Annotated in this window: 20 protein-coding genes and 1 pseudogene; 12 read left to right on the top strand and 9 right to left on the bottom strand. The window is 63.5% G+C overall.

The annotated features are described in order from the left end of the window. Window positions 1–161: 161 nt before the first annotated feature. Window positions 162–729, top strand: a pseudogene (locus HTS88_RS20800) (recombinase family protein). Between the two features lie 184 nt (window positions 730–913). Here HTS88_RS20800 and HTS88_RS20805 read toward each other — a convergent pair. Then, window positions 914–1,129, bottom strand: a complete 216-nt coding sequence (locus tag HTS88_RS20805) for a hypothetical protein (RefSeq protein WP_217432796.1) — start codon at window positions 1,127–1,129, stop codon at window positions 914–916. A gap of 167 nt (window positions 1,130–1,296) precedes the next feature. Between HTS88_RS20805 and HTS88_RS20810 the strand changes: the two genes are divergently transcribed. Then, entirely contained in the window at window positions 1,297–1,491 is a 195-nt protein-coding gene (locus tag HTS88_RS20810) for a hypothetical protein (protein ID WP_174181917.1), read from the top strand. A gap of 242 nt (window positions 1,492–1,733) precedes the next feature. Here the strand turns inward: HTS88_RS20810 and HTS88_RS20815 are convergent, their stop codons facing one another. Both HTS88_RS20815 and HTS88_RS20820 read right to left on the bottom strand, forming a co-directional pair. Further along, window positions 1,734–2,510 carry an SDR family oxidoreductase gene (locus HTS88_RS20815; RefSeq protein WP_174181919.1) on the bottom strand — a complete coding sequence of 259 codons (777 nt, stop codon included), beginning with the start codon at window positions 2,508–2,510 and terminating at the stop codon, window positions 1,734–1,736. A gap of 72 nt (window positions 2,511–2,582) precedes the next feature. Next, window positions 2,583–4,064 (bottom strand): NAD-dependent succinate-semialdehyde dehydrogenase, encoded by a 1,482-nt coding sequence (locus HTS88_RS20820; RefSeq protein WP_174181921.1) that lies wholly within the window; start codon window positions 4,062–4,064, stop codon window positions 2,583–2,585. Window positions 4,065–4,214: 150 nt separating this feature from the next. On the opposite strand from HTS88_RS20820, the gene HTS88_RS20825 reads away from it, so the two are divergent. Both HTS88_RS20825 and HTS88_RS20830 read left to right on the top strand, forming a co-directional pair. After that, window positions 4,215–5,528, top strand: coding sequence for an MFS transporter (locus tag HTS88_RS20825; RefSeq protein WP_174181923.1), 1,314 nt, complete (start codon window positions 4,215–4,217; stop codon window positions 5,526–5,528). 22 nt (window positions 5,529–5,550) lie between these two features. Next, complete coding sequence (locus HTS88_RS20830) at window positions 5,551–6,657, top strand: zinc-binding dehydrogenase (RefSeq protein WP_174181925.1); 1,107 nt, start codon at window positions 5,551–5,553, stop codon at window positions 6,655–6,657. Window positions 6,658–6,671: 14 nt separating this feature from the next. Here the strand turns inward: HTS88_RS20830 and HTS88_RS20835 are convergent, their stop codons facing one another. Further along, the gene (locus HTS88_RS20835; RefSeq protein ID WP_174181927.1) at window positions 6,672–7,349 is read right to left on the bottom strand and encodes a GntR family transcriptional regulator; all 678 of its coding nucleotides are present in this window, start codon (window positions 7,347–7,349) and stop codon (window positions 6,672–6,674) included. 74 nt (window positions 7,350–7,423) lie between these two features. Between HTS88_RS20835 and lhgO the strand changes: the two genes are divergently transcribed. Next, window positions 7,424–8,656, top strand: a complete 1,233-nt coding sequence (gene lhgO, locus HTS88_RS20840) for an L-2-hydroxyglutarate oxidase (protein ID WP_174181929.1) — start codon at window positions 7,424–7,426, stop codon at window positions 8,654–8,656. 645 nt (window positions 8,657–9,301) lie between these two features. Here lhgO and HTS88_RS20845 read toward each other — a convergent pair. Further along, complete coding sequence (locus HTS88_RS20845) at window positions 9,302–10,036, bottom strand: FadR/GntR family transcriptional regulator (protein ID WP_174181931.1); 735 nt, start codon at window positions 10,034–10,036, stop codon at window positions 9,302–9,304. Between the two features lie 72 nt (window positions 10,037–10,108). Continuing rightward, window positions 10,109–11,845, bottom strand: a complete 1,737-nt coding sequence (locus HTS88_RS20850) for an L-lactate permease (RefSeq protein ID WP_343045041.1) — start codon at window positions 11,843–11,845, stop codon at window positions 10,109–10,111. A 186-nt stretch (window positions 11,846–12,031) separates the two neighbouring features. Here HTS88_RS20850 and HTS88_RS20855 point away from each other — a divergent pair, with 186 nt between their 5' ends. The 7 genes from HTS88_RS20855 (at window position 12,032) to HTS88_RS20885 (ending at window position 19,669) form a co-directional block, all read left to right on the top strand. Further along, window positions 12,032–12,835, top strand: a complete 804-nt coding sequence (locus tag HTS88_RS20855; protein ID WP_141001150.1) for a (Fe-S)-binding protein — start codon at window positions 12,032–12,034, stop codon at window positions 12,833–12,835. Next, window positions 12,832–14,352 (top strand): LutB/LldF family L-lactate oxidation iron-sulfur protein, encoded by a 1,521-nt coding sequence (locus tag HTS88_RS20860; protein WP_141001151.1) that lies wholly within the window; start codon window positions 12,832–12,834, stop codon window positions 14,350–14,352. Before HTS88_RS20855 ends, HTS88_RS20860 begins: the two co-directional genes overlap by 4 nt. Further along, entirely contained in the window at window positions 14,349–14,981 is a 633-nt protein-coding gene (locus HTS88_RS20865; protein ID WP_174181933.1) for a LutC/YkgG family protein, read from the top strand. Before HTS88_RS20860 ends, HTS88_RS20865 begins: the two co-directional genes overlap by 4 nt. Window positions 14,982–15,079: 98 nt before the next feature. After that, window positions 15,080–15,415, top strand: a complete 336-nt coding sequence (locus tag HTS88_RS20870) for a hypothetical protein (RefSeq protein ID WP_174181935.1) — start codon at window positions 15,080–15,082, stop codon at window positions 15,413–15,415. Next, entirely contained in the window at window positions 15,412–16,230 is an 819-nt protein-coding gene (locus tag HTS88_RS20875) for a pyruvate, water dikinase regulatory protein (protein ID WP_174181937.1), read from the top strand. The genes HTS88_RS20870 and HTS88_RS20875 overlap by 4 nt, the downstream gene beginning before the upstream one ends. 145 nt (window positions 16,231–16,375) lie before the next feature. After that, window positions 16,376–18,760, top strand: coding sequence for a phosphoenolpyruvate synthase (gene ppsA / locus HTS88_RS20880; RefSeq protein WP_174181939.1), 2,385 nt, complete (start codon window positions 16,376–16,378; stop codon window positions 18,758–18,760). A gap of 210 nt (window positions 18,761–18,970) precedes the next feature. Then, window positions 18,971–19,669 (top strand): GOLPH3/VPS74 family protein, encoded by a 699-nt coding sequence (locus HTS88_RS20885; protein WP_141001310.1) that lies wholly within the window; start codon window positions 18,971–18,973, stop codon window positions 19,667–19,669. A 162-nt stretch (window positions 19,670–19,831) separates the two neighbouring features. Here the strand turns inward: HTS88_RS20885 and HTS88_RS22045 are convergent, their stop codons facing one another. The 3 genes from HTS88_RS22045 to HTS88_RS20900 form a co-directional block, all read right to left on the bottom strand. Further along, window positions 19,832–20,260 (bottom strand): fumarylacetoacetate hydrolase family protein, encoded by a 429-nt coding sequence (locus tag HTS88_RS22045; protein ID WP_217432798.1) that lies wholly within the window; start codon window positions 20,258–20,260, stop codon window positions 19,832–19,834. A 793-nt stretch (window positions 20,261–21,053) separates the two neighbouring features. Then, entirely contained in the window at window positions 21,054–21,626 is a 573-nt protein-coding gene (locus HTS88_RS20895) for a DUF6036 family nucleotidyltransferase (RefSeq protein ID WP_174181941.1), read from the bottom strand. After that, on the bottom strand, window positions 21,613–22,155 hold the full coding sequence (locus tag HTS88_RS20900; protein ID WP_174181943.1) for a hypothetical protein: 543 nt from the start codon (window positions 22,153–22,155) through the stop codon (window positions 21,613–21,615). The genes HTS88_RS20895 and HTS88_RS20900 overlap by 14 nt, the downstream gene beginning before the upstream one ends. Window positions 22,156–22,300 lie beyond the last annotated feature (145 nt).

The following is a 22,300-nucleotide window of genomic DNA, read 5'->3' on the forward strand; positions in this document are numbered from 1 at the left end:
GAAAGAACCACTCAACAATGAAAACCGGCCGGACTCGACACACCGTTTATCGGACAGTCCCATGAGCTACACCCCAACCTGACAAGTTCGCGGTTGGTCTTGACTTCTTTCTGAGAGAAGCCTAGAACTCAACCTGACGGGTTCAAGGTTGGAGGCGATCAGTGGCCGGACAGCGGATCGGATACGTGCGGGTGAGCACGCTGGATCAGAACGAGAAACGCCAGCTCGAGGGCCAGGTTCTGGACCGGGTCTTCACGGACAAGGCCTCCGGCAGGGACACCGCAAGGCCAGAGCTTACGGAGTTGCTGCGGTTCGCCCGGGATGGGGACACCGTAGTGGTTCACAGCATGGACCGGCTAGCCCGGAACCTTGATGACCTGCGTGCCTTGGTCCAAAACCTCACGCGCAAAGGTGTGCGGGTGGAGTTCGTTAAAGAGAGCCTGGTCTTCACCGGCGAGGACTCCCCCCATGGCAAACCTCATGCTCTCCGTTATGGGAGCCTTTTCTGAATTCGAACGCTCCCTCATCAGGGAACGCCAGCGGGAAGGGATCGCGCTGGCCAAGCAGCGCGGTGCCTACAAAGGACGGAAAAAGACGCTCACCCCGGAACGGGCGGCCGAACTCGTTGAGCGCGCCGGCAGCGGTGTTCCAAAGGCCCTCCTTGCCCGTGATTTTGGGATCAGCCGGGAAACGGTCTACCAGTACCTCCGCCAGGCCAAACTCTCGTAAGCCCTCCCCCGCCTGCGCCGTCCATGTGCAATAGCCTGTGCGGCGCCGGCTTGACGGAATCACCATTATCGGCGCTTCGAAAAGCCCTGAATCACAGGGGAGAAGCGTCTTTCCCAACCTCTCGAAGGGGCGGATGCCCGACCCCATCTGTTCGCCGATTCGTCTCTCGGGCCTGCGGGTTGCCTTACCAGTTCTGATATTCGCGGGTCAGGCCGAAGGGCACGTCATCGCTAAGGCCGACCGTGAACGCGTAGTAGTCATGCCTCGTTACCAGGATTCCTTGGCGCCCTTCATGCAATGCCCGCGTCCTCGCGACAGCCACGGCTTCGTCGAGTCCGCTTTCCATCCCGGCACGGTCGGTTGCAATCACGGTGATTGGGAGGTCAATGGTTCTTTGCATGGTCCGGCTTTCTCGGGTCTCGATTGTGAGGGCGCTCTCGCGGGCCGCCGCTGCCTCTGACCGCCCCACGATGGCACCTGTAGCAAGCTCATCATTGCCCTGCCAACCTGCTGGTGGCTGCCCCTCGATGAAGCTTCGTGAACGCCTGTGCCAGCAAGGGAAACGCTGTGCCCTTGTTTTGGACGCAGACCGAGATTGATCCGCACGCGGCCGGGGACGCCGAAGCACGCGTTCCCCGGCGCCACAAGGAGGCCAAACTCCTCCGCGATGCTGCCGCACCACGCATCCACATCGGGAACGTCCACTTCGGGAAAAGCGGTCGTGCCGCCGTGGGCCGGGTCGATGCGGGCGATGGTGGTTAGTTCCCCCAGTGTGACCGGGGCTATGGCGTTTGACCCTAAGACGAGCGGAGCGAGCGATTCGTAGGGCGCTGATCATTCGGCATGGCCGAAAGGTCGGTAAAGGTCGGTTGGCAAGGCGATCTTCTTTGAAGCCGGTGGACGGGCTCGATCGTCGGCGCAGGCGCTCTCTCCCCCACCCGGTGTGGTGGTAAGGGAGAGAGCGCCTGTGCCTGACCCGCGAAAACTAAGGAAACCGGACGAGATCATAAGCTCCGAACCAGCCCACCGTCGCAGCGAAGCGCTGTGCCCGTGACATAGGAGGCAAAACCGCTGCACAGAAAAGCCGCCGTCGCTCCGAATTCCTCGGTGCTTCCGTAACGCCCCGCCGGGATGGACGCACGTGATTCTGCCTCAATGACGTCAACGCTGACTCCGCGTCGTCGGGCTGCGGCAAGGTCAAGGCCTCGGGTCCGCTCTGTCGCGATTCGCCCCGGAAGCAGCATGTTGACTGTGACATCGTCCGAAGCCACCTCCGCCGCGAGCGTTTTCAGATACCCGGCCAAGGCGGCCCGGCCGGTGTTGGACAGCGCCAGATTCGGCAATGGGGCGGCCACACCGCTTGAGCCTATTGCCAGAATCCGGCCCCAACGACGATTTCTCATGCCTGGCAGAAGGCTGCTCACGAGTGCGTGCGGGGGCCGAAGCAAGAGATCAAACGCGGAGGACATATCTGCACTGGTGAGGCCGGCCGCTGTTCCCGGGGCGGGCCCGGGTCCGTTGAGCACGAGGATGTCCACGGACCCAAAGCGAGCGTTGGCGGCGGTCACAGCCGCGGTGAGGCCGTCATGCGTGCACAGATCGGCTTCAACGCCGATCGCTGCGGATGGCAACTCTGCTGCGATCCTTCTGGCCTCCTCGCCCCGTCGGCCCGTGATAACCAGGTTCGCGCCTTCATAGGCCAATGCCGAGGCGACGGCCAATCCCAGGCCCCCGGTAGACGCCGCCACGAAGGCTGTCTTCCCCTCAATGCCGAGATCCACTAGGAGGCCCGCCGCGCCCGAGGCAATGCAGGGATGCGTCCTGAAGCGTTCACGTAGCTTGTCTCCTTGGTGTTAGAGGGTCAGGGCGATGTATTTCATGTCCTGGTATTCCTCGATACCTGTAGGTCCGCCTTCGCGGCCAAGACCTGATGACTTGATACCGCCGAACGGTGAGGCCGCCTCGGAAATAATCGCGCGGTTGATGCCCACCATTCCTGTCTCCAAGCGTTCGGCCGCCCGCATCGCCTTGCTGAGATTCTGGGTGTACAGGTAGGCCACAAGCCCGTACTCGGTGTCGTTCGCCATGTCGATGGCGTCGTCGTCGGAATCGGCCGCATAGAGAACAGCGACGGGACCAAAGATTTCCGCTCGCGCGATCGTGGAGCCCGGAGCCACCCCGTCGATGACGGTGGGCTCCATAAAGAAGCCTTCCCCTTCGATCGCGTGGCCGCCCGCGAGAACATTTGCCCCCTCGCCCTTGGCCGTTTCCAGGAGTTCCAGCACGGAGTCCCGCTGCTTGCCGTCGACGAGCGGACCCACGGTGGTTCCGGCGGCCGTGCCGGCGCCGACACGCAGTTCGGCCACACGCTTCAGGAAGCTTTCCCGGAAGGCAGGCAGTACGTCCTTGTGAACGATGATCCGGTTGGCCGCGACACAGGCCTGGCCGGCATTGCGGAACTTCGCGGTGACTGCCCCCTCCGCGGCTGCCTCGACGTCGGCGTCCGAGAGGACCAGGAATGGCCCGTTGCCGCCCAGCTCCATGGAGGATGCCATGACGTTGTCCGCCGCCTGCTTCAGCAGGGCCGTACCGACTCCGGTGGAGCCCGTAAAGCTGACCTTGCGCAGGCGCCGGTCGCTCATCAAGGCCGCAGACTGTGCCCCTGACTTGCTGGTGGTGACGAGGTTGACGACGCCATCAGGGATACCGACCGAACGCAGGACCTCCACGAAGAGGTGCATCGTCAGCGGGGTCTGGGATGCCGGCTTGATGATCACAGTGCAGCCGGCAGCCAGGGCCGCTCCGACTTTCCGGGTTCCCATGGCGAGAGGGAAATTCCACGGCGTGATCAGCAACGACGGACCCACTGGCTGGTAAGTCGTTATTATCCGGTAATCACCATCAGGCGCGGGCCCGTAATTGCCGGTCTGGGACGGTACCTGTTCGGAAAACCAGCGGAGAAACTCTGCCGCGTACGCCACTTCGCCTCTGGCCTCAGCCAAGGGTTTGCCCATTTCGGTCGCCATCGTCCATGCGAAATCTTCCGTGCGGGCGATGACGGCGTCAAAGGCCTTACGCAGGAGCTCGGCCCGAACGCGCGGCTTGGTCAGTCCCCACGCCTCCTGCGCCGCGGAGGCGGCGTCGAGGGCCTCTGCCGCGTCTTTGAGTGAGGCGTCCGAGACGGCTGCGAACTCTTCGCCGGTGGCCGGGTTCACCACCGGGATGTGTGCCTCGTCCTGCGCGGGCCGCCACTCTCCATTGAGGAAGAGGCCTGTGGGGATGCTGAAAGTACCGTGATCGGCGGTGAGCTTGGTGGTGCTTGGGATCTCAACCATGTGATTCCTCTGCTCCTGTTGAAGGTGTCAAGTCTGCAAATTGAAGGCGCACAGCCACGAAATATGCTGCTGCGGTTGACTTACATGTTACATGCAGCCATTCTGTGTGAGGTAATTAACTTTCCAGCACCGAAAGGCAACGGGGCCTCCATGAGTACCAAGACAAGTTCAGCCAGCGCTATTCCCCGGAGAGTGGCAGCGGCTTCGATGATCGGCACCACCATTGAGTGGTACGACTACTACATCTTCGGCACAGCCGCCGTACTGGTCCTGAACAACCAGTTTTTTCCCACGCTCGATCCGGCAGCGGCCACCCTCGCGTCCCTTGCCACGTTCGCTGTAGCCTTCGTTGCCCGCCCGTTCGGCGGCGCCATCTTCGGGCATTTCGGCGACAAGTACAGTCGCAAGAAGATGCTCGTGTGGTCCCTCCTGGTGATGGGTGCATCAACCTTTATCGTCGGCCTCCTGCCGAACTACGACGCGATCGGCATTGCTGCGCCGATCATCCTCGTTGCCCTGCGCTTCCTGCAGGGCCTTGCCGTCGGCGGTGAATGGGGCGGCGCGGTGCTCATGGCACTCGAGCACGCTCCGGCAAACCGCCGCGCCTTTTACGCCTCGTGGACCCAGTGCGGCGTACCCGCGGCCCTCGTGCTCTCCAGCGGCATCTTCTTCCTCATGCAGAAGACGCCGCCGGAGTTCTTCAACACCTGGGGCTGGCGCATCCCGTTCCTCCTCTCGGCACTGTTGATTGTGGTCGGACTCTTCATCCGGCTGCGCGTCTCCGAATCGCCGGAGTTCCTCAAGATGAAGTCGGAGGAGAAAGACGTCCGGGTTCCTTTCCTCGAAGTATTCCGGAGCGCCAAGAAGCCGCTCATCCTCGGCTCCCTGGCCATGGCCTCGCCGAACATCATCTTCTACATCTGTTCGGTCTACATGCTCAGCTACGGCCCCGGAGTCGTCGGGGTCAGCCGGGACGTCATCTTCCTCTCCGTTATCTTCGCCGCCTTTATCCAGGTCTTCACCATCCCCCTGGTCGCTACAGTGGCGGACAGGCTCGGCAAGAAGAAGATCCTCCAGGCCGGCGCCCTGGCCGTCGCGCTTCTGGCCTACCCGGTATTCCTGCTGGTCGACACGGGTGAGACCCTCCTGATCGTCCTGGCCATGGTTCTCGCCCTGCCCGTGGCCCATGCCATGGCGTACTCCGTCATTGCCAGCTTCATCCCCGAGCTTTTCGAGCCGGAAGTCCGCTTCACAGGTGCCTCACTGGCCTACCAGATCGGCGGCATCATCACCTCGGCACCGGCCCCCTTCCTGGCCGCCCTGCTTTACACGGAAACAGGCGCGTCCTGGGGCATTGCGCTGTACATCGCCGGGGCTGCCCTCATCGGGCTGCTCGCGATCACCCTCGGCAAGGAACGCAAGGGCGCCACCGCCCCCAAGGTCGAAGAACTCACGCACACCTAAAAGATCTGAAAAGGAAAATCTCGTGACCGAGCTCATCAAGGCCGCTGTCCTCACGGCTGTGAACAAGCCTCTTGAAATGCAGGAATTCCCTGCACCCGTCCCGTCCACCGGAGGCGCCGTGGTCGCGGTGGCCTACGCGGGCATCTGCGGCACCGACATCCATCTAAAGTCAGGGAATCTCCCTGTTCCCATGCCCATCGTCATGGGCCACGAAGCCGTCGGCACCATCGCGGCTCTCGATCCGGCCCTGTCCACCGACATCAATGGTGCACCGCTGCGTGTGGGCGACAGAGTTGTCTGGTCCAACAACATCCCTTGCGGCCGTTGCCATGAGTGCCTCGTCCTGAAAGAACGCACTCTGTGTAAATCCCGTAAAATCTACGGCATCAATCGGACCAGCAGCGACGCCCCGCATTTGCGCGGCGGGATGGCAGGCCAGATCGCCCTAGAAGCCGGCACAGCGATCATCCGGATTCCCGATGACGTGACCTTCGAGGAAGTGATCGCTCTGGGCTGCGCCGGTCCCACCGCTCTCCACGGCATGCTGGAAAACCTCACGATCCACCCGGGAGACACGGTGGCAGTGCAAGGCAGCGGCCCCGTCGGACTTGCCGCAGCGATCTACGCCAAGCAAATGGGCGCGGACCAGGTCATCCTCCTCGGCGCACCGGCGTCCCGCCTTGAACTCGCCCTTGAAATCGGCGCTTGCGACGAGGTCATAGACATGGGCATCTACACGGACCCCGCTGCGCGCCTGGAGAAGCTTCGGCAGATGACCCCGCAGGAGCGGGGCGCGGACGTCGTTATCGAATGCGCCGGGGTGCCGGCGGCGGTGGCCGAAAGCCTGGACCTGGCCCGCCCCAACGGACAGGTCCTGGTTCTGGGACAATACACCGACCACGGGGCCACGCCCATCAACCCGCATTACATCACGAAAAAGCAGCTCAAGATCTTCGGCTCCTGGGGCTTCGCCGAAGCCCACTACGTGAAATATGTGGAGTCGCTGCCCCAGCTGCGCAAGCGGCACGACTTGGGCGCCCTCTTAACCGTCTTCGCCCTCGAAGACGTCAATGAGGCAATGGACACCGTCGCCGCCGGACAGTGCACCAAGGCAGTGCTCAGGCCCTGAGCCTCGCAGGCGACTCAGCAGGAATAGTCGTTGGGCCAGCGCAGGGCCTCGGTGACGGCGTCGGCGTCGAACTCCCCGCTGTCCCCGGCCTCCTGTGCGATCAGCAGCTCTGCGGTATTGACGATGTGGCGGCGCATGGCGGCTGCGGCGGCCGGTCCGTCATGCGCTGAGATCGCTTTGACGATGTCGAGGTGGTCATCAACGACGTCCTGGCAGGATCGGGCGGCCGGAGCGGTCCCCACCCCCCTCGTCAGCACCAGATTGCGGAGGTTTTCAAGGACGTCGACCAGTTTCGTGTTTCCTGCATTCTCCATAATCTGCAGGTGGAAATCGCGGTCGGCCCGGAGGGTTGCCTCGGCGTCATCCTCGTCCGCTGCGGCCTGCATATGGGCGAAACACTCGAGGATGCGGCTCATTCCGGCCTCGGAAACCGTCCGGGCGACCTTGGCCGCGGCGGGCACTTCAAGCATCAGCCGGATCTGGAAGACCTCCACCAGATCGGTGAGCGTGGTCGCAAGGATCGTGGCTCCCTTGTTCTTGTCAATCCGGATCATTCCCGCCCGTGCCAGCTGCAGCAGGGCCTCGCGGGCCGGGGTTCTGGAGACGCCGATGCGCTCACCCAGGCTGTTGGCTGAATACGTTTCGCCTGCAACCAGCTCGCCGGAAGTGATCGCTTCACGAAAAAGCTCCACGGCTTGATCGGTAAGGGACGTACTACGGCTCAGTTTTTTCACTTCACCATCATTTCAGCAACGGAAGAAAAGTAATGACAACGAATCGAATTGCAGTGATCGGCGGCGGAATCATTGGCACCGCGGTGGCCCGGCAGCTATCCCGAATGGTCGACGGCGCCCAAATCACCCTCTTTGAGAAAGAATCCGACCTCGCCGGACACCAGACGGGCCACAACTCCGGCGTCGTCCACGCCGGCCTCTACTACGAACCCGGCTCGCTCAAGGCCCGGCTCTGCCGCCGCGGGGTTGAGCTGCTGGCCGAATACGCCGCTGAGAACAACATCGCCTACGACGAATGCGGAAAGGTTGTCGTAGCCCACAACAGCCTTGAGCTCGACCGGTTGCACAGCATCTTCGAACGGGCCAAGGCCAATGGTGTCCCGGACGTTGCCCTCATCGACCGTGACCGGCTTCGTGAGCTGGAACCCGCCTGCACCGGAGGCATCGCCGCCCTGCACTCCCCTCACACTGCCATCATCGACTACCCCGGCCTGACCCGGTCACTCGGCAAGGACGTCGAGGCCGACGGAGGCCAGATCCGTCTCGGCGCCTCAGTCACCGGGCTGGACGTGACCGGATCCGAGGTCAGGGTCTCCGGCGCCGGCTTCGACACTGAGGCGTTCGACTTGGTCATTACGTGCGCGGGCCTGCAGTCTGACAGGCTCGCCAACGCCGTCACAGACCAGACAGGAACCCCAGGGAAGAAGGACAACGGACCGCAAATCGTGCCGTTCTACGGCGACTACTTCCTGCTCCGGCCCGAGCGCTCCTCATTGGTCAACGGGCTCATCTACCCTGTCCCGGACCCCCGGTACCCCTTCCTCGGTGTACACCTGACCAAACGCGTGGACGGCGCAGTCATGCTCGGACCCAACGCCTTCCTGTCCCTTGCACGCGAAAACTACCGGAACAACGCACCCAACCTCCGCGACCTCACGGACACGCTCACCTACCCGGGCTTCTGGAAATTTGCTGCCGAAAACATCCCCGCGACGCTTCAGCAGGTCCGCACTGCGGTCAGTAAGAAAGCCTTCGTGGAGGAAGCCCGCAAATTCGTGCCCGCCATCGAATCAGCCGACGTGGTCAAGGGCGTGCGTGGGATCCGCGCGCAGGCCCTCAACGCGGACGGAAGCCTGGTAGACGACTTCGTCATCCGGTCCACAGGGCGACTCGTTCAGGTCCGCAACGCACCCTCCCCCGGGGCCACGGCTTCCCTAGCCATCGCCGAACACATCGTTGAAGAAGCCCTCGCGCAAGTGCGATAGGAATAGGAAACGGGGTGTACCAATCCCTAGACGGCCGCCCTGGCTATCGCGGACCGTGACCAAAAATGGCCGAGGGCCGAGAATCTCGACGCCCGGCATTACTAGGTTTAGGTACACCCCAACCTGACACAGACGGCCTTGTTGGGCCCCAGAAATAAGGGAATTCAATCCGAGTCCACTGAGAGGCTGGGTTCCACCGCCGCCCACACCCAGGGACAATTCTCATGGGTTTCCACCGCTACTGCTGCTCCGGGAGCTAATCCAGGGGCTCCCAATATTCAATTCAGCCGTGGATAACCCAAATTGACCCCAACTGTGGACGGAACAAAGTCATCAGCGCAGCTTGTCCGAGCCTCGCCGGGTTGACGGAATATCCGTTATCGGCTTACAAGGCACGGGAGTAAGAGTAGCTGCGAGAAATCCCGCTCCATGAGGTACACCAGGAAGAGCGCCGAACCGCACGTGACGGCACACATGAGAAGCAGTTGTGTCGCCGTCGTTGACAGTCAAGTGGATGGATCCATGAGCCGCACCGCGTGACGGTTTCCCATATGACCGGGATTGGCGACCTGCTGCCGCCGGTTCGTGCCCGCTCTTGCAACGCCCAGGGCAGCTGCGCTTCGCTCCTGACTGAGCCAGCCTGACCTAGGTGGCAGTGGCTTCCTGCGCCTTCTTGTGGAACCATTCGATGTGCTCTTGCAGCAGCCGGGCCGCCAGTTCTCCGTTACGTGCCTGAACTGCGTCGAAGATGCCGTGGTGCTGGGTCCGGAGTGTGAAAATGACGTCAGGCCAGGTGTCCATGGCGTTCATCGCGCCTTTGACGTAGCCGACGATGGCACCGCTGAGGGATTCCATCATGGTGGCCACCACGGCGTTGCCGGCGAGGGAGCTCAGCGCCACATGGAACCTCGCGTCCAGCTCATGGAACGTTTCAAGGTCTATGTCGGGATGGTCCATGGCGTTCAGTAGTTGAGCGGCCTGCTCCAGGTCTTCCTCGCCACCGGCTCTGTTCGCTCCGGCCCGGGCTGTCCAGGTTTCGAGCAGGATGCGGGTCTCCACGATGTCTGCGACCGGAAGTGTGCTGCTGGCGACGTGCAGCCGCAATGCGGACGATAGTCCGGCGGACGGGTCGGAGACGACGATTGCACCGGAGGTGGGTCCAGATCCGACGGAGCTTCGCAGTATTCCCATGGCGTCGAGGACGCGGATGGCTTCGCGCACTGAGGCCCGGGAGATGCCGTAGTTTTCGGCGAGTGTTCGTTCGCCGGGGAGGCGGTCGCCGACTTTGATTTTGCCCGAGCGCAGGTCCGCTTCGATGTCTTTGAGGAGCGCGTCATGGGTGCGACGTCTTGGGGTTGCTCCTGCTTCAACGGTTGGCACGGGCGGTTCCTTAATGCGCGGGGAGTGTGCGGGCCTAAGGGCCCGCACACTCCGTACTGATTGGGCGGGACCCTAGGGCAGCATCCAGCCAAGGATTGGGGTGGACTGGAGGTAGGAGAGCGTGCAGAGCACGAGCAGCAACGCTACACTCCACCCCACTACTTTACGCAGGATCACTGACTCCTTGCCTTCAAGGTTGACCGCGGACGCCGCGATAGCGAGGTTCTGCGGGCTGATCAGCTTGCCCACGACACCGCCGGAGGTATTACCGGCCACCAGCAGGGCGGGGTCGATACCCGCTTTGAGGCCTGCGGTCTGCTGCAGTTTGGCGAACAGGGCGTTGGCTGAGGTATCGGATCCGGTAACGGCCGTGCCGATCCAACCGAGTACCGGTGAAAGGAACGCGAAGAAGGTACCGGTGCCGGCCAGCCAGGTGCCGATGGAGATCGTCTGACCGGAGAAGTTCATGACGTAGGCAAGCGCGAGGACGGTGATGATCGTCAAACCTGCCCAGCGCATCCGGTAAATGGTGTTCCAAATTTCCTTTACCGCGTCTCCAATTGTGATGCGGTAGCGGCCGCCGTCGTTGTACTTGGAATACACAGCGGCGACGATCAGGCCGGTGAGCAGCAGCAGGGTGCCGGGGGTGGAGAGCCACTGGAATGAGTAGATGGTGGAGGAGACGGGCTTGCCTTCGGCGTTGACAAGGGCGTCGTGCAGGATCGGCCACGGGATCTTGATATCAGTCGAGGCGAGGAATGCGGGGACGTTCACGCCCAGTTTCCACAGCTTTGCGATGCCGAAGACGACGATCACGAGGAAGTACGGGAACAGGGCCAGCCAGGTGCGCATGGGCGTCAGGCGGTCGTCGCCGGTGTCAGCGGTCGCGACTGCAGAGGCCCGGTGTGAGCCGCCGCCTGCCGTGGCGGAGGCCTTCTCGGCTGCCTCAGAGAGCACGCCGAGGCGTTCGCGTGCCGCGATGCTGCCCTTGGGAGTCCAGACGCGGAAGAACAGCACTGCCGCGCCGAGTCCGGCGAGAGAAGCGACGATGTCAGTGAGTTCGTACGAGAAGTAGTTCGAGCAGAGGAACTGGGCAACGGCGAAGGAGAAGCCGACGACGAGTGCGGCGGGCCAGCAGTCTTTCAGGCCCTTGCGGCCGTCGAGGATAAAGAGCAGGATCAGCGGCACGATGGTGGCCAGCAGTGGAGCCTGACGGCCAACGATGGAGGCAATGTCCGTGGCCTGAAGGCCGGTAAGCCCGGCGGCGGTCGTAATCGGAATGGCCATGGCGCCGAAGGCCACCGGGGCGGTGTTGGCCACCAGCACAGCGGCCGCGGCACGCAGCGGCGGCAGCCCGAGAGCGAGCAGCATGGTGGCGGTGATCGCAACCGGTGCGCCGAACCCTGCGAGGGCCTCCAGCAGCCCGCCGAAGCAGAACGCGATCAGGACCGCCTGCAGGCGCACGTCACCTTTACCGATCACGTCAAAGACGCGGCGGAGGTCCTCGAAGCGCCCGCTGAGAACTGTGACCTGGTACAGCCAGACGGCCATGATGACGATCCACAGCACGGGGAAGGCGCCGAAGACTCCGCCCTGGGTCGCGGACAGCAGTGCAAGGCCGGCCGGCATCTGGAACGCCACGATGCCGACGAGGAGGGCCGCTAGCAGGGCGAAGGCCCCGGCAACATGGGCCCTGGTCTTGACGACGGCGAGCAGGATGAAGAACGTCAGCAGCGGCAGCAGGGCGACGATGGCCGACCACATGACGCTGTTGAGCACCGGGTCGGTGCTGGGGGTGAACTGGTCCACGGAGTTCCTCCACATTGAGGGGACGACAGGGGGAGTATGGTCTGACCACTGTGGTCGGACCAGTAGAGTGTAGCGTACATCTCCCCTGTTTGTGAGCCCCTTCACGCGCACCACGGTGGTTGCCAGTGGCGCCGGTCACGTGATCTACTATGGTCAGACCACAACCCCTTAGCCCGAAAGGCTGCCATGCGAATCGCTTTGTTCGCTACGTGCATCGTGGATGCGATGTACCCCGCCACGGCGCGGGCCACCGTAAAGATTCTGGAGCGGCTGGGCCACGAGGTCGTGTTCCCGTCCGGCCAGGCCTGCTGCGGGCAGATGCACGTCAACAGCGGCTACATCAAAGAAGCCGTCCCCGTTATCGCCAACCACGTGAATGCCTTCGACACGGAGGATTACGACGTTGCCGTCGCTCCCTCGGGGTCCTGCGTCGCGTCCGTGAAGCACCAGCACCCCATGGTCGCGCGCGCCTGCGGCGACAAGGACCTGGAAGCCCGTGCCACCGCCGTAGGCGCCAAAACCTACGAACTTTCAGAGCTCCTGGTGGACGTCTTGGGCGTCACCGATGCCGGCGCGCAGCTGGGCTCCTACTTCCCGCACCGGGTCACGTACCACCCAAGCTGCCACGGCATGCGCCTGCTGCGGCTGGGTGACCGGCAATCACGGCTGCTGGCCACCGTACAGGGAATCGACATGGCCGAGCTGCCCGAAGCAGACCAGTGCTGCGGATTCGGCGGCACGTTCTCAATGAAGAACGCCGATGTCTCCTCGGCCATGCTGGAGGACAAGACGGCCAACATCGCCTCCACCGGCGCCAGCCTGTGCGCCGGCGGGGACGCCTCCTGCCTGATGCACATCGGCGGCGGCCTCTCCCGGCAGGGCAGCGACGTCACCACCCTGCACCTGGCCGAAATCCTTGCAAGCACCGTGGAGGAGCCCGCGTCCGTTAGCGGCGATGTGCTCGTTTCCACCGGAAAGGCAACACGATGAGCACCTTCCTTGGCATGCCCTCCCTGCCCGTCTACGGCACAGGCAACCTCCACGCCTCCGAGTCCTTCCCAAAGGCGGCCCACCGGGAGCTTGGCAACGCCCAGCTCCGGGCCAACCTTGGCCACGCCACCCACACCATCAGGGACAAACGGCTCAACGTGGTTTCTGAACTGCCTGACTGGGAAGACCTGCGCGACGCCGGCTCCGCCATCAAGGAATCTGTGATGGCCCGCCTGCCCGAGCTCCTGGAACAGTTCGAGGCGAACTTCACCGCCCGCGGCGGCGTGATCCACTGGGCCAGGGACGCCGATGAGGCGAACGAGATCGTGGCCGGGCTGATCCGGGCGACCGGGGAAACCGAAGCAGTCAAGATCAAGTCCATGGCCACCCAGGAGATCGGCCTCAACGAGTACCTCGAAGAACAGGGCATCGCCGCCTATGAGACCGACCTCGCCGAGCTGATCGTCCAGCTGGACCACGACAAACCCAGCCATATCCTGGTCCCGGCGATCCACAAAAACCGCACCCAGGTCCGGGACATATTCCTGCGCGAAATGGAGGGCGTGGACCCTGATTTGACCAACGACCCGGCACGCCTTGCCGGCGCGGCAAGGGCGCACCTGCGCCGGAAATTCCTCACTGCCAAGGTCGCCGTCTCCGGCGCCAACTTCGCCCTGGCAGATTCCGGTACCCTCGCCGTGGTTGAATCCGAAGGCAACGGCCGGATGTGCCTGACCCTGCCCGAGACTCTGATCACGGTGATGGGCGTGGAGAAGCTCCTGCCCACCTGGCAGGACCTGGAAGTGTTCATGCAGCTCCTCCCGCGGTCCTCAACCGGTGAGCGGATGAACCCCTACACCTCCCTCTGGACCGGCGTCACCGAAGGAGACGGGCCCCAGAACGTGCACCTGGTATTGCTGGATAACGGCCGCAGCGCTGCCCTGGCCGATGAGATGGGCCGCTCCGCACTGCACTGCATCCGGTGCAGCGCCTGTATGAACGTCTGCCCCGTCTACGAACGCACCGGCGGCCACGCCTACGGGTCAACCTATCCAGGCCCGATCGGGGCGATCCTCTCACCCCTGATGACCGGCATCCAGGCCGAGGAGAACAACTCGCTGCCCTACGCGTCCTCACTGTGCGGGGCCTGCTACGACGCCTGCCCGGTGAAGATCAACATCCCGGACATCCTGGTGCATCTGCGCAGCGCGGACGTGGACAGCAAACGCGGGAAAAAGAAAATCCCCACCCAAATGGACATCGGCATGAACGCTGCCTCCTGGGCGTTGTCCTCCGGCAAGCGGCTGGGCATGCTTGAAAAAGGACTGCCACTGGGACGCCTGGCGGCCGGCCCCGACAAGAAAATCACCAAACTGCCCGGCATAGCCGCCGGCTGGACGCAAAGCCGCGACATCCCGGCCCCGCCCAAGCAATCCTTCCGCGACTGGTGGAAGAAGGAACACCACGCCCCGGACACCGCCCCCGCCGCAGCCCACGACCAGGAAGACCAGCCATGAGCGCCCGCGAAGAGATCCTCGACCGGATCCGCACCGCCCTGAAAGACGCCCCCGAGGTTCCCGTTATCCCCCGTGGGTACCGGGCCTCGAGCCAGCTGGACGAAGCCGTACTGATCGAGCTGCTGGTGGACCGCCTGATCGACTACAAAGCCCGGGTCTCCATCGTGGACACCGCGGACGTTCCTGCCAAGATTGCAGAGGTCCTCGCCGGGGCCGGCAGCTACGTTGTGCCAGCCGGGCTGGACGCCGGCTGGCTTACCGGACTGGAACTCGAACAGGACAGCCGGCGGCGCCTGGACTCGGTGACCGCGCCACTGAGCGTCGCCGAGCTCGATGGGGTCGACGCCGTCGTGACGGGAAGCGCCGTGGCCGTCGCCGAGACCGGGACCATCATCCTGGACGGCAGCCCCAACCAGGGCCGCCGCGCGATCACCCTCGTCCCGGACCACCACATCTGTGTTGTGGAAGTCGCCGACATCGCCGGGATCCTGCCCGAGGCCCTGCGCCGGATCGACGGCACCCGGCCTTTGACCATGATCAGTGGGCCCAGCGCCACCAGCGACATCGAACTGGAACGGGTTGAGGGAGTTCACGGCCCCCGCACACTCGACGTCATCATCGCCCGCTAAGACTCACGGACGACGGGGGCATGGCCGCGATCCAGGTCGTGCCCCCCGCAGTGCCGGCGCCCACCCGTTCCCCACCGCCGCTGAACGAAAGGCAACCCATGCCCGTCTACCGCCATGACACCTGGAACACTCTCCGCGGCGCCGTCGTGGAAGTCCGAAAAAACGGGACCACTATCCGCACAGGGCTCGTCGAAGACGTCATGCCCGATTCCTCCGCCCTGTGGATCGCCGCCGATGGGCTGACAGGCCGCGTACTCATCGAAGTCGTGGAAGGACACGAGGTGTGGGTGGAACCAAAGCAACTAAAAGGTACCCGCGCCTACCGTATGACCTGGTCCGCGCTCCACACCGGACATGACCGGTACCGGAGTGAAGACGCCACCCACGGACGGATGCGGTACCGCATCCGCACAGCAGTAACGGAAAGAGCATGACCAGCGGGGACCTCCGGCCTGTCTACTTCCTCTCCGACAGCACCGGCATCACTGCGGAAACCCTCGGCAACACTTTGTTGACCCAGTTTCCCGTCAATAACTTTGACCGCATCACCATCCCCTTCATCACCACCGCACGGCAGGCGCGCTCCGTCGTCGAAACCATCGACAGCCACACCGCTACCGGTCTGCAGCCCATCGTGTTTTCCACCGCAGTAAACAGCGAAATCCGGCAGATTCTTGCCACGTGCAAGGGGATCGTCGTGGACCTCATCGGAACCCATATCGGAGTTCTCGAGCAGGGGCTCGGCACGTTGGCCAGCGGGGAGCCCGGCCGGGCACACGGACTCGGGAACGCCGCCCGGTACCAGTCCAGGATGGCCGCGGTCGAGTACGCCATGGAACACGACGACGGCCAGAGCCTCCGGGCCCTGGAGAAGGCCCAGGTGATCCTGGTGGCCCCGTCCCGCTGCGGCAAGACACCCACCACCATGTACCTGGCACTGCAGCACGGGATCTTCGCCGCCAACTTTCCCTTGGTGGACGAGGACTTTGAACGCGAAGGACTTCCCCAACCGCTCAGGCCCTTCGTGTCGAAGTGTTTCGGCCTGACCACCAACCCGCTGCGCCTGAGCCAGGTCCGCACCGAACGGCGCCGCGGTTCACCCTACGCATCACTTCGCCAATGCGGCTTCGAACTGCGCAGCGCAGAGCGGTTATACGAGTCCTACGGGATCCCGTACCTCAATTCGGCCAGCGTCTCGATCGAGGAAATGGCCGCGACCATCCTGCAAAAAATGAACCTCAAACACTAGAAAGACCCACCCTGAATGTGGCGTAGATCATGTGGCAAGGCCTCCGCCGACCTGCCACTGTAAACAGGTCCTGCCCGCTTACCGACAACCATTCAACGACCGGGCACGCCCCTGCACACCACCCTCTGCAAAGGAGCAGTACATAATGACAACGGACATCCTGTGGTTCTCGGAACTCGGACTCAAGGACCTGGACCGGGTGGGCGGCAAGAACGCCTCCCTCGGGGAGATGGTGCAGAACCTGACCTCTGCCGGCGTCCAGGTGCCGGACGGTTTCGCCACCACTGCCGATGCCTACCGCCATTTTCTGGCCGATTCCGGACTGGACCAGCAGATCGCCGACCGGCTGGTGGGCCTGGACACCGATGACGTGACGGCCCTGGCCGCTGCCGGGCAGGAGATCCGGACCCTGGTGCGCCAGACGCCCTTCCTGCCGGACTTCGAAGAGCAGCTTCGGAACGCCTACCGGGAACTCGTGGAAAAGCACGGCGGCTCCGATGACCTCTCCTGGGCCGTGCGGTCCAGTGCGACGGCGGAAGACCTGCCCGACGCGTCCTTCGCCGGGCAGCAGGAGACGTTCCTGAACGTCCGCGGGATCGAGAACATTTTGGCAGCCATCAAGGATGTCTTCGCGTCGCTCTACAACGACCGTGCCATCGCCTACCGGGTGCACCACAAGTTCGAACACGCGGACGTGGCACTCTCGGCGGGGATCCAGCGGATGGTGCGCTCCGACGTCGGGGCCTCCGGCGTCATGTTCACCATGGACACCGAGTCGGGCTTCCAGGACGCCGTGTTCGTCACCTCCTCCTACGGGCTCGGCGAGGCCGTGGTCCAGGGCGCCGTGAACCCGGACGAGTTCTACGTCTACAAGCCGGCACTGCAGGCCGGCCGGCCCGCCATCCTCAAGCGGGGACTGGGCGAGAAGGCCCTGCAGATGACCTACACGGCCAGTCAGGAGATCGGCCGCACCATCGACTTCGTGCCGGTGGAGGCGTCCCTGCGGAACCGCTTCAGCCTCAGCGATGAGGACGTGGAGCAGCTCGCCCGCCACGCGGTGGCCATCGAGAACCACTACGGCCGTCCCATGGACATCGAGTGGGGCAAGGACGGGATCGACGGCGGCCTGTACGTCCTGCAGGCACGCCCGGAAACCGTGCAGTCCCGCCGCGCCCCCGGCAGCCAGAGCCGTTTCCGCCTCAACGAAACCGGCCCCGTGCTGGCCGAGGGCCGCGCGATCGGCCAGCGGATCGGCGCCGGCAGCGTCCGCATCCTCACCGCCATCGACCAGATGGCCGCGTTCCAGACCGGCGACGTCCTCGTGGCGGACATGACCGATCCCGACTGGGAACCGATCATGAAACGCGCCTCCGCCATCGTCACAAACCGCGGCGGAAGGACCTGCCACGCCGCCATCATCGCCCGGGAACTGGGGATCCCCGCCGTTGTGGGAACCGGCACCGCCACGGACTCCCTGTCCGACGGGCTGGAGGTCACCGTCTCCTGCGCCGACGGCGAGACCGGCACCATCTACGCGGGCCTGCTGGACTTCACCGTGGAGGAAACCGGGATCACCAAGATGCCCGACGCCCCGGTGAAGGTCATGATGAACGTGGGCACCCCGGAACAGGCGTTCACCTTCGCCCAGCTGCCCAACCACGGTGTGGGCCTGGCCCGGCTCGAGTTCATCATCAACCGCCAGATCGGCATCCACCCCAAGGCCCTGCTGAACCTGGACAGCCAGCCGGAGGATGTGGCCGCGGAGATCCGGGAACGGATCGCGGCGTACAGCAACCCGCGCGAGTACTACATCAAGCGCCTGGCTGAGGGCGTGTCCACCATCGCGGCGGCGTTCGCGCCGGAACCGGTGATTGTGCGCATGTCCGACTTCAAGTCCAACGAGTACGCCAACCTCCTGGGCGGGCCGGCGTACGAGCCACACGAGGAAAACCCAATGCTCGGATTCCGGGGCGCTTCACGCTACCTGGAGCCGTCCTTCCGCGACTGCTTTGATCTGGAGTGCGAGGCCCTGTCCTTCGTCCGCAACGAGATGGGCCTGACCAACGTCAAGCTGATGATCCCGTTCGTGCGGACCCTTGATGAGGCCCGCGGCGTCATTGAGCTGCTTGCCGAGAACGGACTGGTCCGCGGCGAGAACGGCCTGGAGGTGATCATGATGTGTGAGCTTCCCTCCAACGCGCTGCTCGCCGACGAGTTCCTGGACTACTTTGACGGTTTCTCGATCGGCTCCAACGACATGACCCAGCTGGCCCTCGGCCTGGACCGGGACTCGGCGATCGTGTCCGGCGGTTTCGACGAACGGGATCCGGCGGTCAAGAAGCTCCTCAGTATGGCCATCAAGGCCTGCCGGGAGCGCGGCAAGTACGTGGGGATCTGCGGGCAGGGTCCCAGCGACCACCCGGACCTCGCCGAGTGGCTGGTGGATCAGGGCATCGAGTCCGTTTCACTGAACCCGGACACCGTGGTGGACACCTGGCTCCGGCTGTCCACCACCGTCGCCGCGAAATAACCACCTGGCGGAGGAACTAAGGCAGAAGCAGCAGCCACGGCAGCACAGATGGGGCAACCCACGAGCGCTGCCGTGGCACCCTCAATGGCAGGCACACTGCCATCGGTTTGGCAGATAAACGCCTAATCCTTCGCATCCAGCACCCACGCATCTTCAATGAATCAACGCGACTGGTTGTGACGGATGCCTTACGGGGGCACCATGATCGTTATGGATCCTCAAACACCTAAAGCCGGGGAGCTCAGCCTTCCACAGGCATTCCTCCTCCTGGCAACGAACGATATCGACGGTGAACCAGAGCTGCCGGCATACATACTCAGGACCGCGGTGGCCGGGGCAATCCTGGCTGAACTAGACTTGCTTGAGGCAATCGAACTGCAGGGAAAGAATCTCCGGGCCACGGGTACAGAGCCGCAAACGCATCTCCGGCACGAGCTGGAGATCATTCGCCACAAATCCCGTCCGCACTCTCCCAAAAAGTGGGTCTCCATACTGGAAGGCCGCGCAGAAGTGCAGCGCGTCTACGAGAGCATGGCCTCACGCGGCATCCTGGATCAAGTCGGGGAAAAGCACCTCGGCGTTTTTAAGCGTGTGCGGTACCCCGAGAAGGACCATGCTCCAGAGGCCGCGCTCCTCAAGAAGATCGAATCGACACTCAGCGGTGCCCCGGCCGATTCGACGTCAAAATCCCCCGCCGCAAAGCCGGTGACTCCAGAGGCTGCCCATGCCGATACCGATCCCAGGACCCGTGCACTGATCGCGCTCCTGCACGCGGCAGGAGTGCTTGAGAAGCTATTTCCGGCAGCGGATCGGAACCGGATTCAGGAGCTGGCTGGTGACCACTGGCCCTCGCGTGCGGTGGAGGACGAACTTCGCGAGCTCAGGGTGGCGGCTGAACCGCTCGTCTAGAAAAACGTGCTGCTCCTGCGAGGGCTGAACCTTCATCCCACCCACCACAGCCGCGGCGGCATTTTGTCGGGTCAGTAGTCAGTGCCGCGGCTGTGGACGAACCAACACCACTGCCGACTGCAGGAACGGTAAAGGGCAGCAGCGCGGAAAACGGTTGGGGCCTCAGGAGAGGATAGTAGCCTCAACGTCACCGAAGCCCTCAGCGGTCACCTGGACGTGGTCCCCTGGCTGCACCCGGATCAGTCCCAACGGCGTGCCCGTGAGGATCAGTTGTCCGGGGCTCAGACGTAGGCCGTAGTCGTTCAAATGCCCCGCCAACCACCGCAGCGACCCCGCCGGGCCTCCGGGAACGCCACCCATCGGCCCTTGGTCGATGCAGATCCCGTTGATCTGAACGCTCAAGCGACCAGTCAACGCCTCATCCCCGGGCCAAGGCAATTCCGCCGCCGTTAGCGGAAGCACCACTCCGGCGTTAATGCCGTTGTTGGCCACGAGTTCCTGCAGCGTCGGCAGCTTTCCCCGGAAGACGTAGTTATGGAGTTCGATGACCGGGAAGACCTGTGCGATCTGGCCCTCGTCGCCCAAGCGCACGGCCAGTTCGCCCTCGATTGCAAGACCGTCATAGGCCTGGTGGGAGAGCTCACTGCCGGAGTGTGTAGCTCGCTTTCATAAAGGAGCCCCCGGATCGGTCCGTCCAGCCCGAACTGCGCGCGGGTGCCCGGACCGGTGCAGCCCACCTTGAAGCCGACCACCCGCTCCGCTGGCGCACGCAGCGCACCCACCTCATCCTGCACCCGGTAGGCCTCGTCGAGGCTGAGCTGCGGACGTTCGGGATCGGCGAAGAACGTGCCCGGATTCCCCGACCGGTAATCGGTGAGCTGTCGGGAAGCTAACAAGCGCACGAAGTCAGTCATACTCGCAGCTTATCCGCAGCGGCCCCGCTAACCCTGTGCTTGCGCGACACCCATGCTGAAGCGGGATCAGCCAAACAGCAAATGGAACAGTGAAAAACCTGCATTCTGGAACAGAAGCTCCAGGGTCCAGGCGTAGTACAAGGGACTCTCATATCCGGCTGAACTACACCCCAACCTGACGTTGGAGCCGTCCGACATGGGAAGACTCGCCCCGTGCCCGGTGGATGGGTCTGACGCCCTGTGCCGGCAGAGCCGCAACAGGTGGCATCGCGCCGTTCGTCCCGAGTGGGTGTCATCATTTCCTGATGCTTTGGCCTGTTTCGACCGTTCTCGAGCCGATGGACGTGCTTGCGTTGGTTGCGGACTGTCAGCTTGAGATCTGAGATGATCCGCAGCACCTGTCAGTACATCGATTCTGGACATTATTCTTACGCAATGCACCGCTTGAGGCGTCAGATATGCCCTTATTTTCAGCTCGTCAGGGCGGCTGCCCAGGCAATGGCGTTCCGTTGCCGGTAGTCCAGCACATCGATGTCCTGATCGCTCTGGACAAGGGCCAAGTCGATCGATGCCAGCCGCTGCTGCAGAACTACTGGGTCAATCAGCCGGGCGTCCACCAGTGCTCGAACGAACTCGAAGTCCTTTTCGCGGTGTGCCATGAGTTTCGCAACGCATAGGTCATGGGGGTCCAGGCAGAGCCCTGCGGCGTTGTTTGTGGCTTCGCTGCGCACTCCGACCAGACGGTATTCCCAGTCGGGAGGCAGGATCGCGGTTCTTTTGCCGACCCCTTCGATGTAGAAGCCGTAGGTTGCATGGAACTCCGACCACTCCCCCACGTCGAAGCTGAGCTGATCACTCAGGGCATCGGCGTCCGCATCACGCATCGGCGCGATGTCAATCTCCGGGGACATCGTGGCCTCGGCGGGCAGCTGATCCTCAGTGTAGGAACCGAGGATCGACTGGCTGCCGATGATGATGACCTGGTCATCTTTGATGATCTGCGTCGCGGCACGGATTGCGTGCTCGAGTTCATCCCTTCGCAAGTAACTGCGCCTTCTTCATCGCAACCAGCCTGTCCTCGGGGCTTAGTGCCCCGGCAAAGGGGCTGATCTGGCGCAGGTCCCTTCCCTCCTCGTCATCGGCCAGCATCGCCTTCTCCAGCTCGTCATCAGGCAAGCGAAGAAGTTCTTCCCACCGGTCCAGCCACCGCTCAGCGACAGCCGCCCGCGGAGTGCGACGCAGACGTTCAAGATTCTCCCGCGCGAGGCTCCGCAGCCGCGACGGATTCTCCCGCAACCTCATCCCCAGCATGACATGCAGTTCAAACGGGAACCGCTCCTCACGCCGCGCTTGCGGATGCCGTCCCTTGGCTGTGCGGATCGCGTCCTGGATCACCGAAGCACTGCTTCCCAACCGCTCGGCGATTCCCCGCACCGACAGGCCCGAGGCGTGAAGACCCAGAATGCACTCCTGCCGGCCCCGGGCCAGGACCAGCATCCGCTGCCGGGCCACCTCCGACTCCTCAGCCAAAGCCCTGGCCTCTGCCGATAGCCGCGTGATCACATCATCCATACATGTATGGTACCCCCATACAGTCGCTTCCAGCTTTACGGAATCACTGTTATCGGCGTTTCGTCGAGATGTTGTTAGACGACAGAATCCCGCATCTAATGGCAGCCTAGGAAGTCACTCGTAAAAAGCCTCCCGCAGAACCTCG

It is taken from the genome of Pseudarthrobacter oxydans, from assembly GCF_013314975.1.
Lineage (GTDB): Bacteria > Actinomycetota > Actinomycetes > Actinomycetales > Micrococcaceae > Arthrobacter > Arthrobacter oxydans.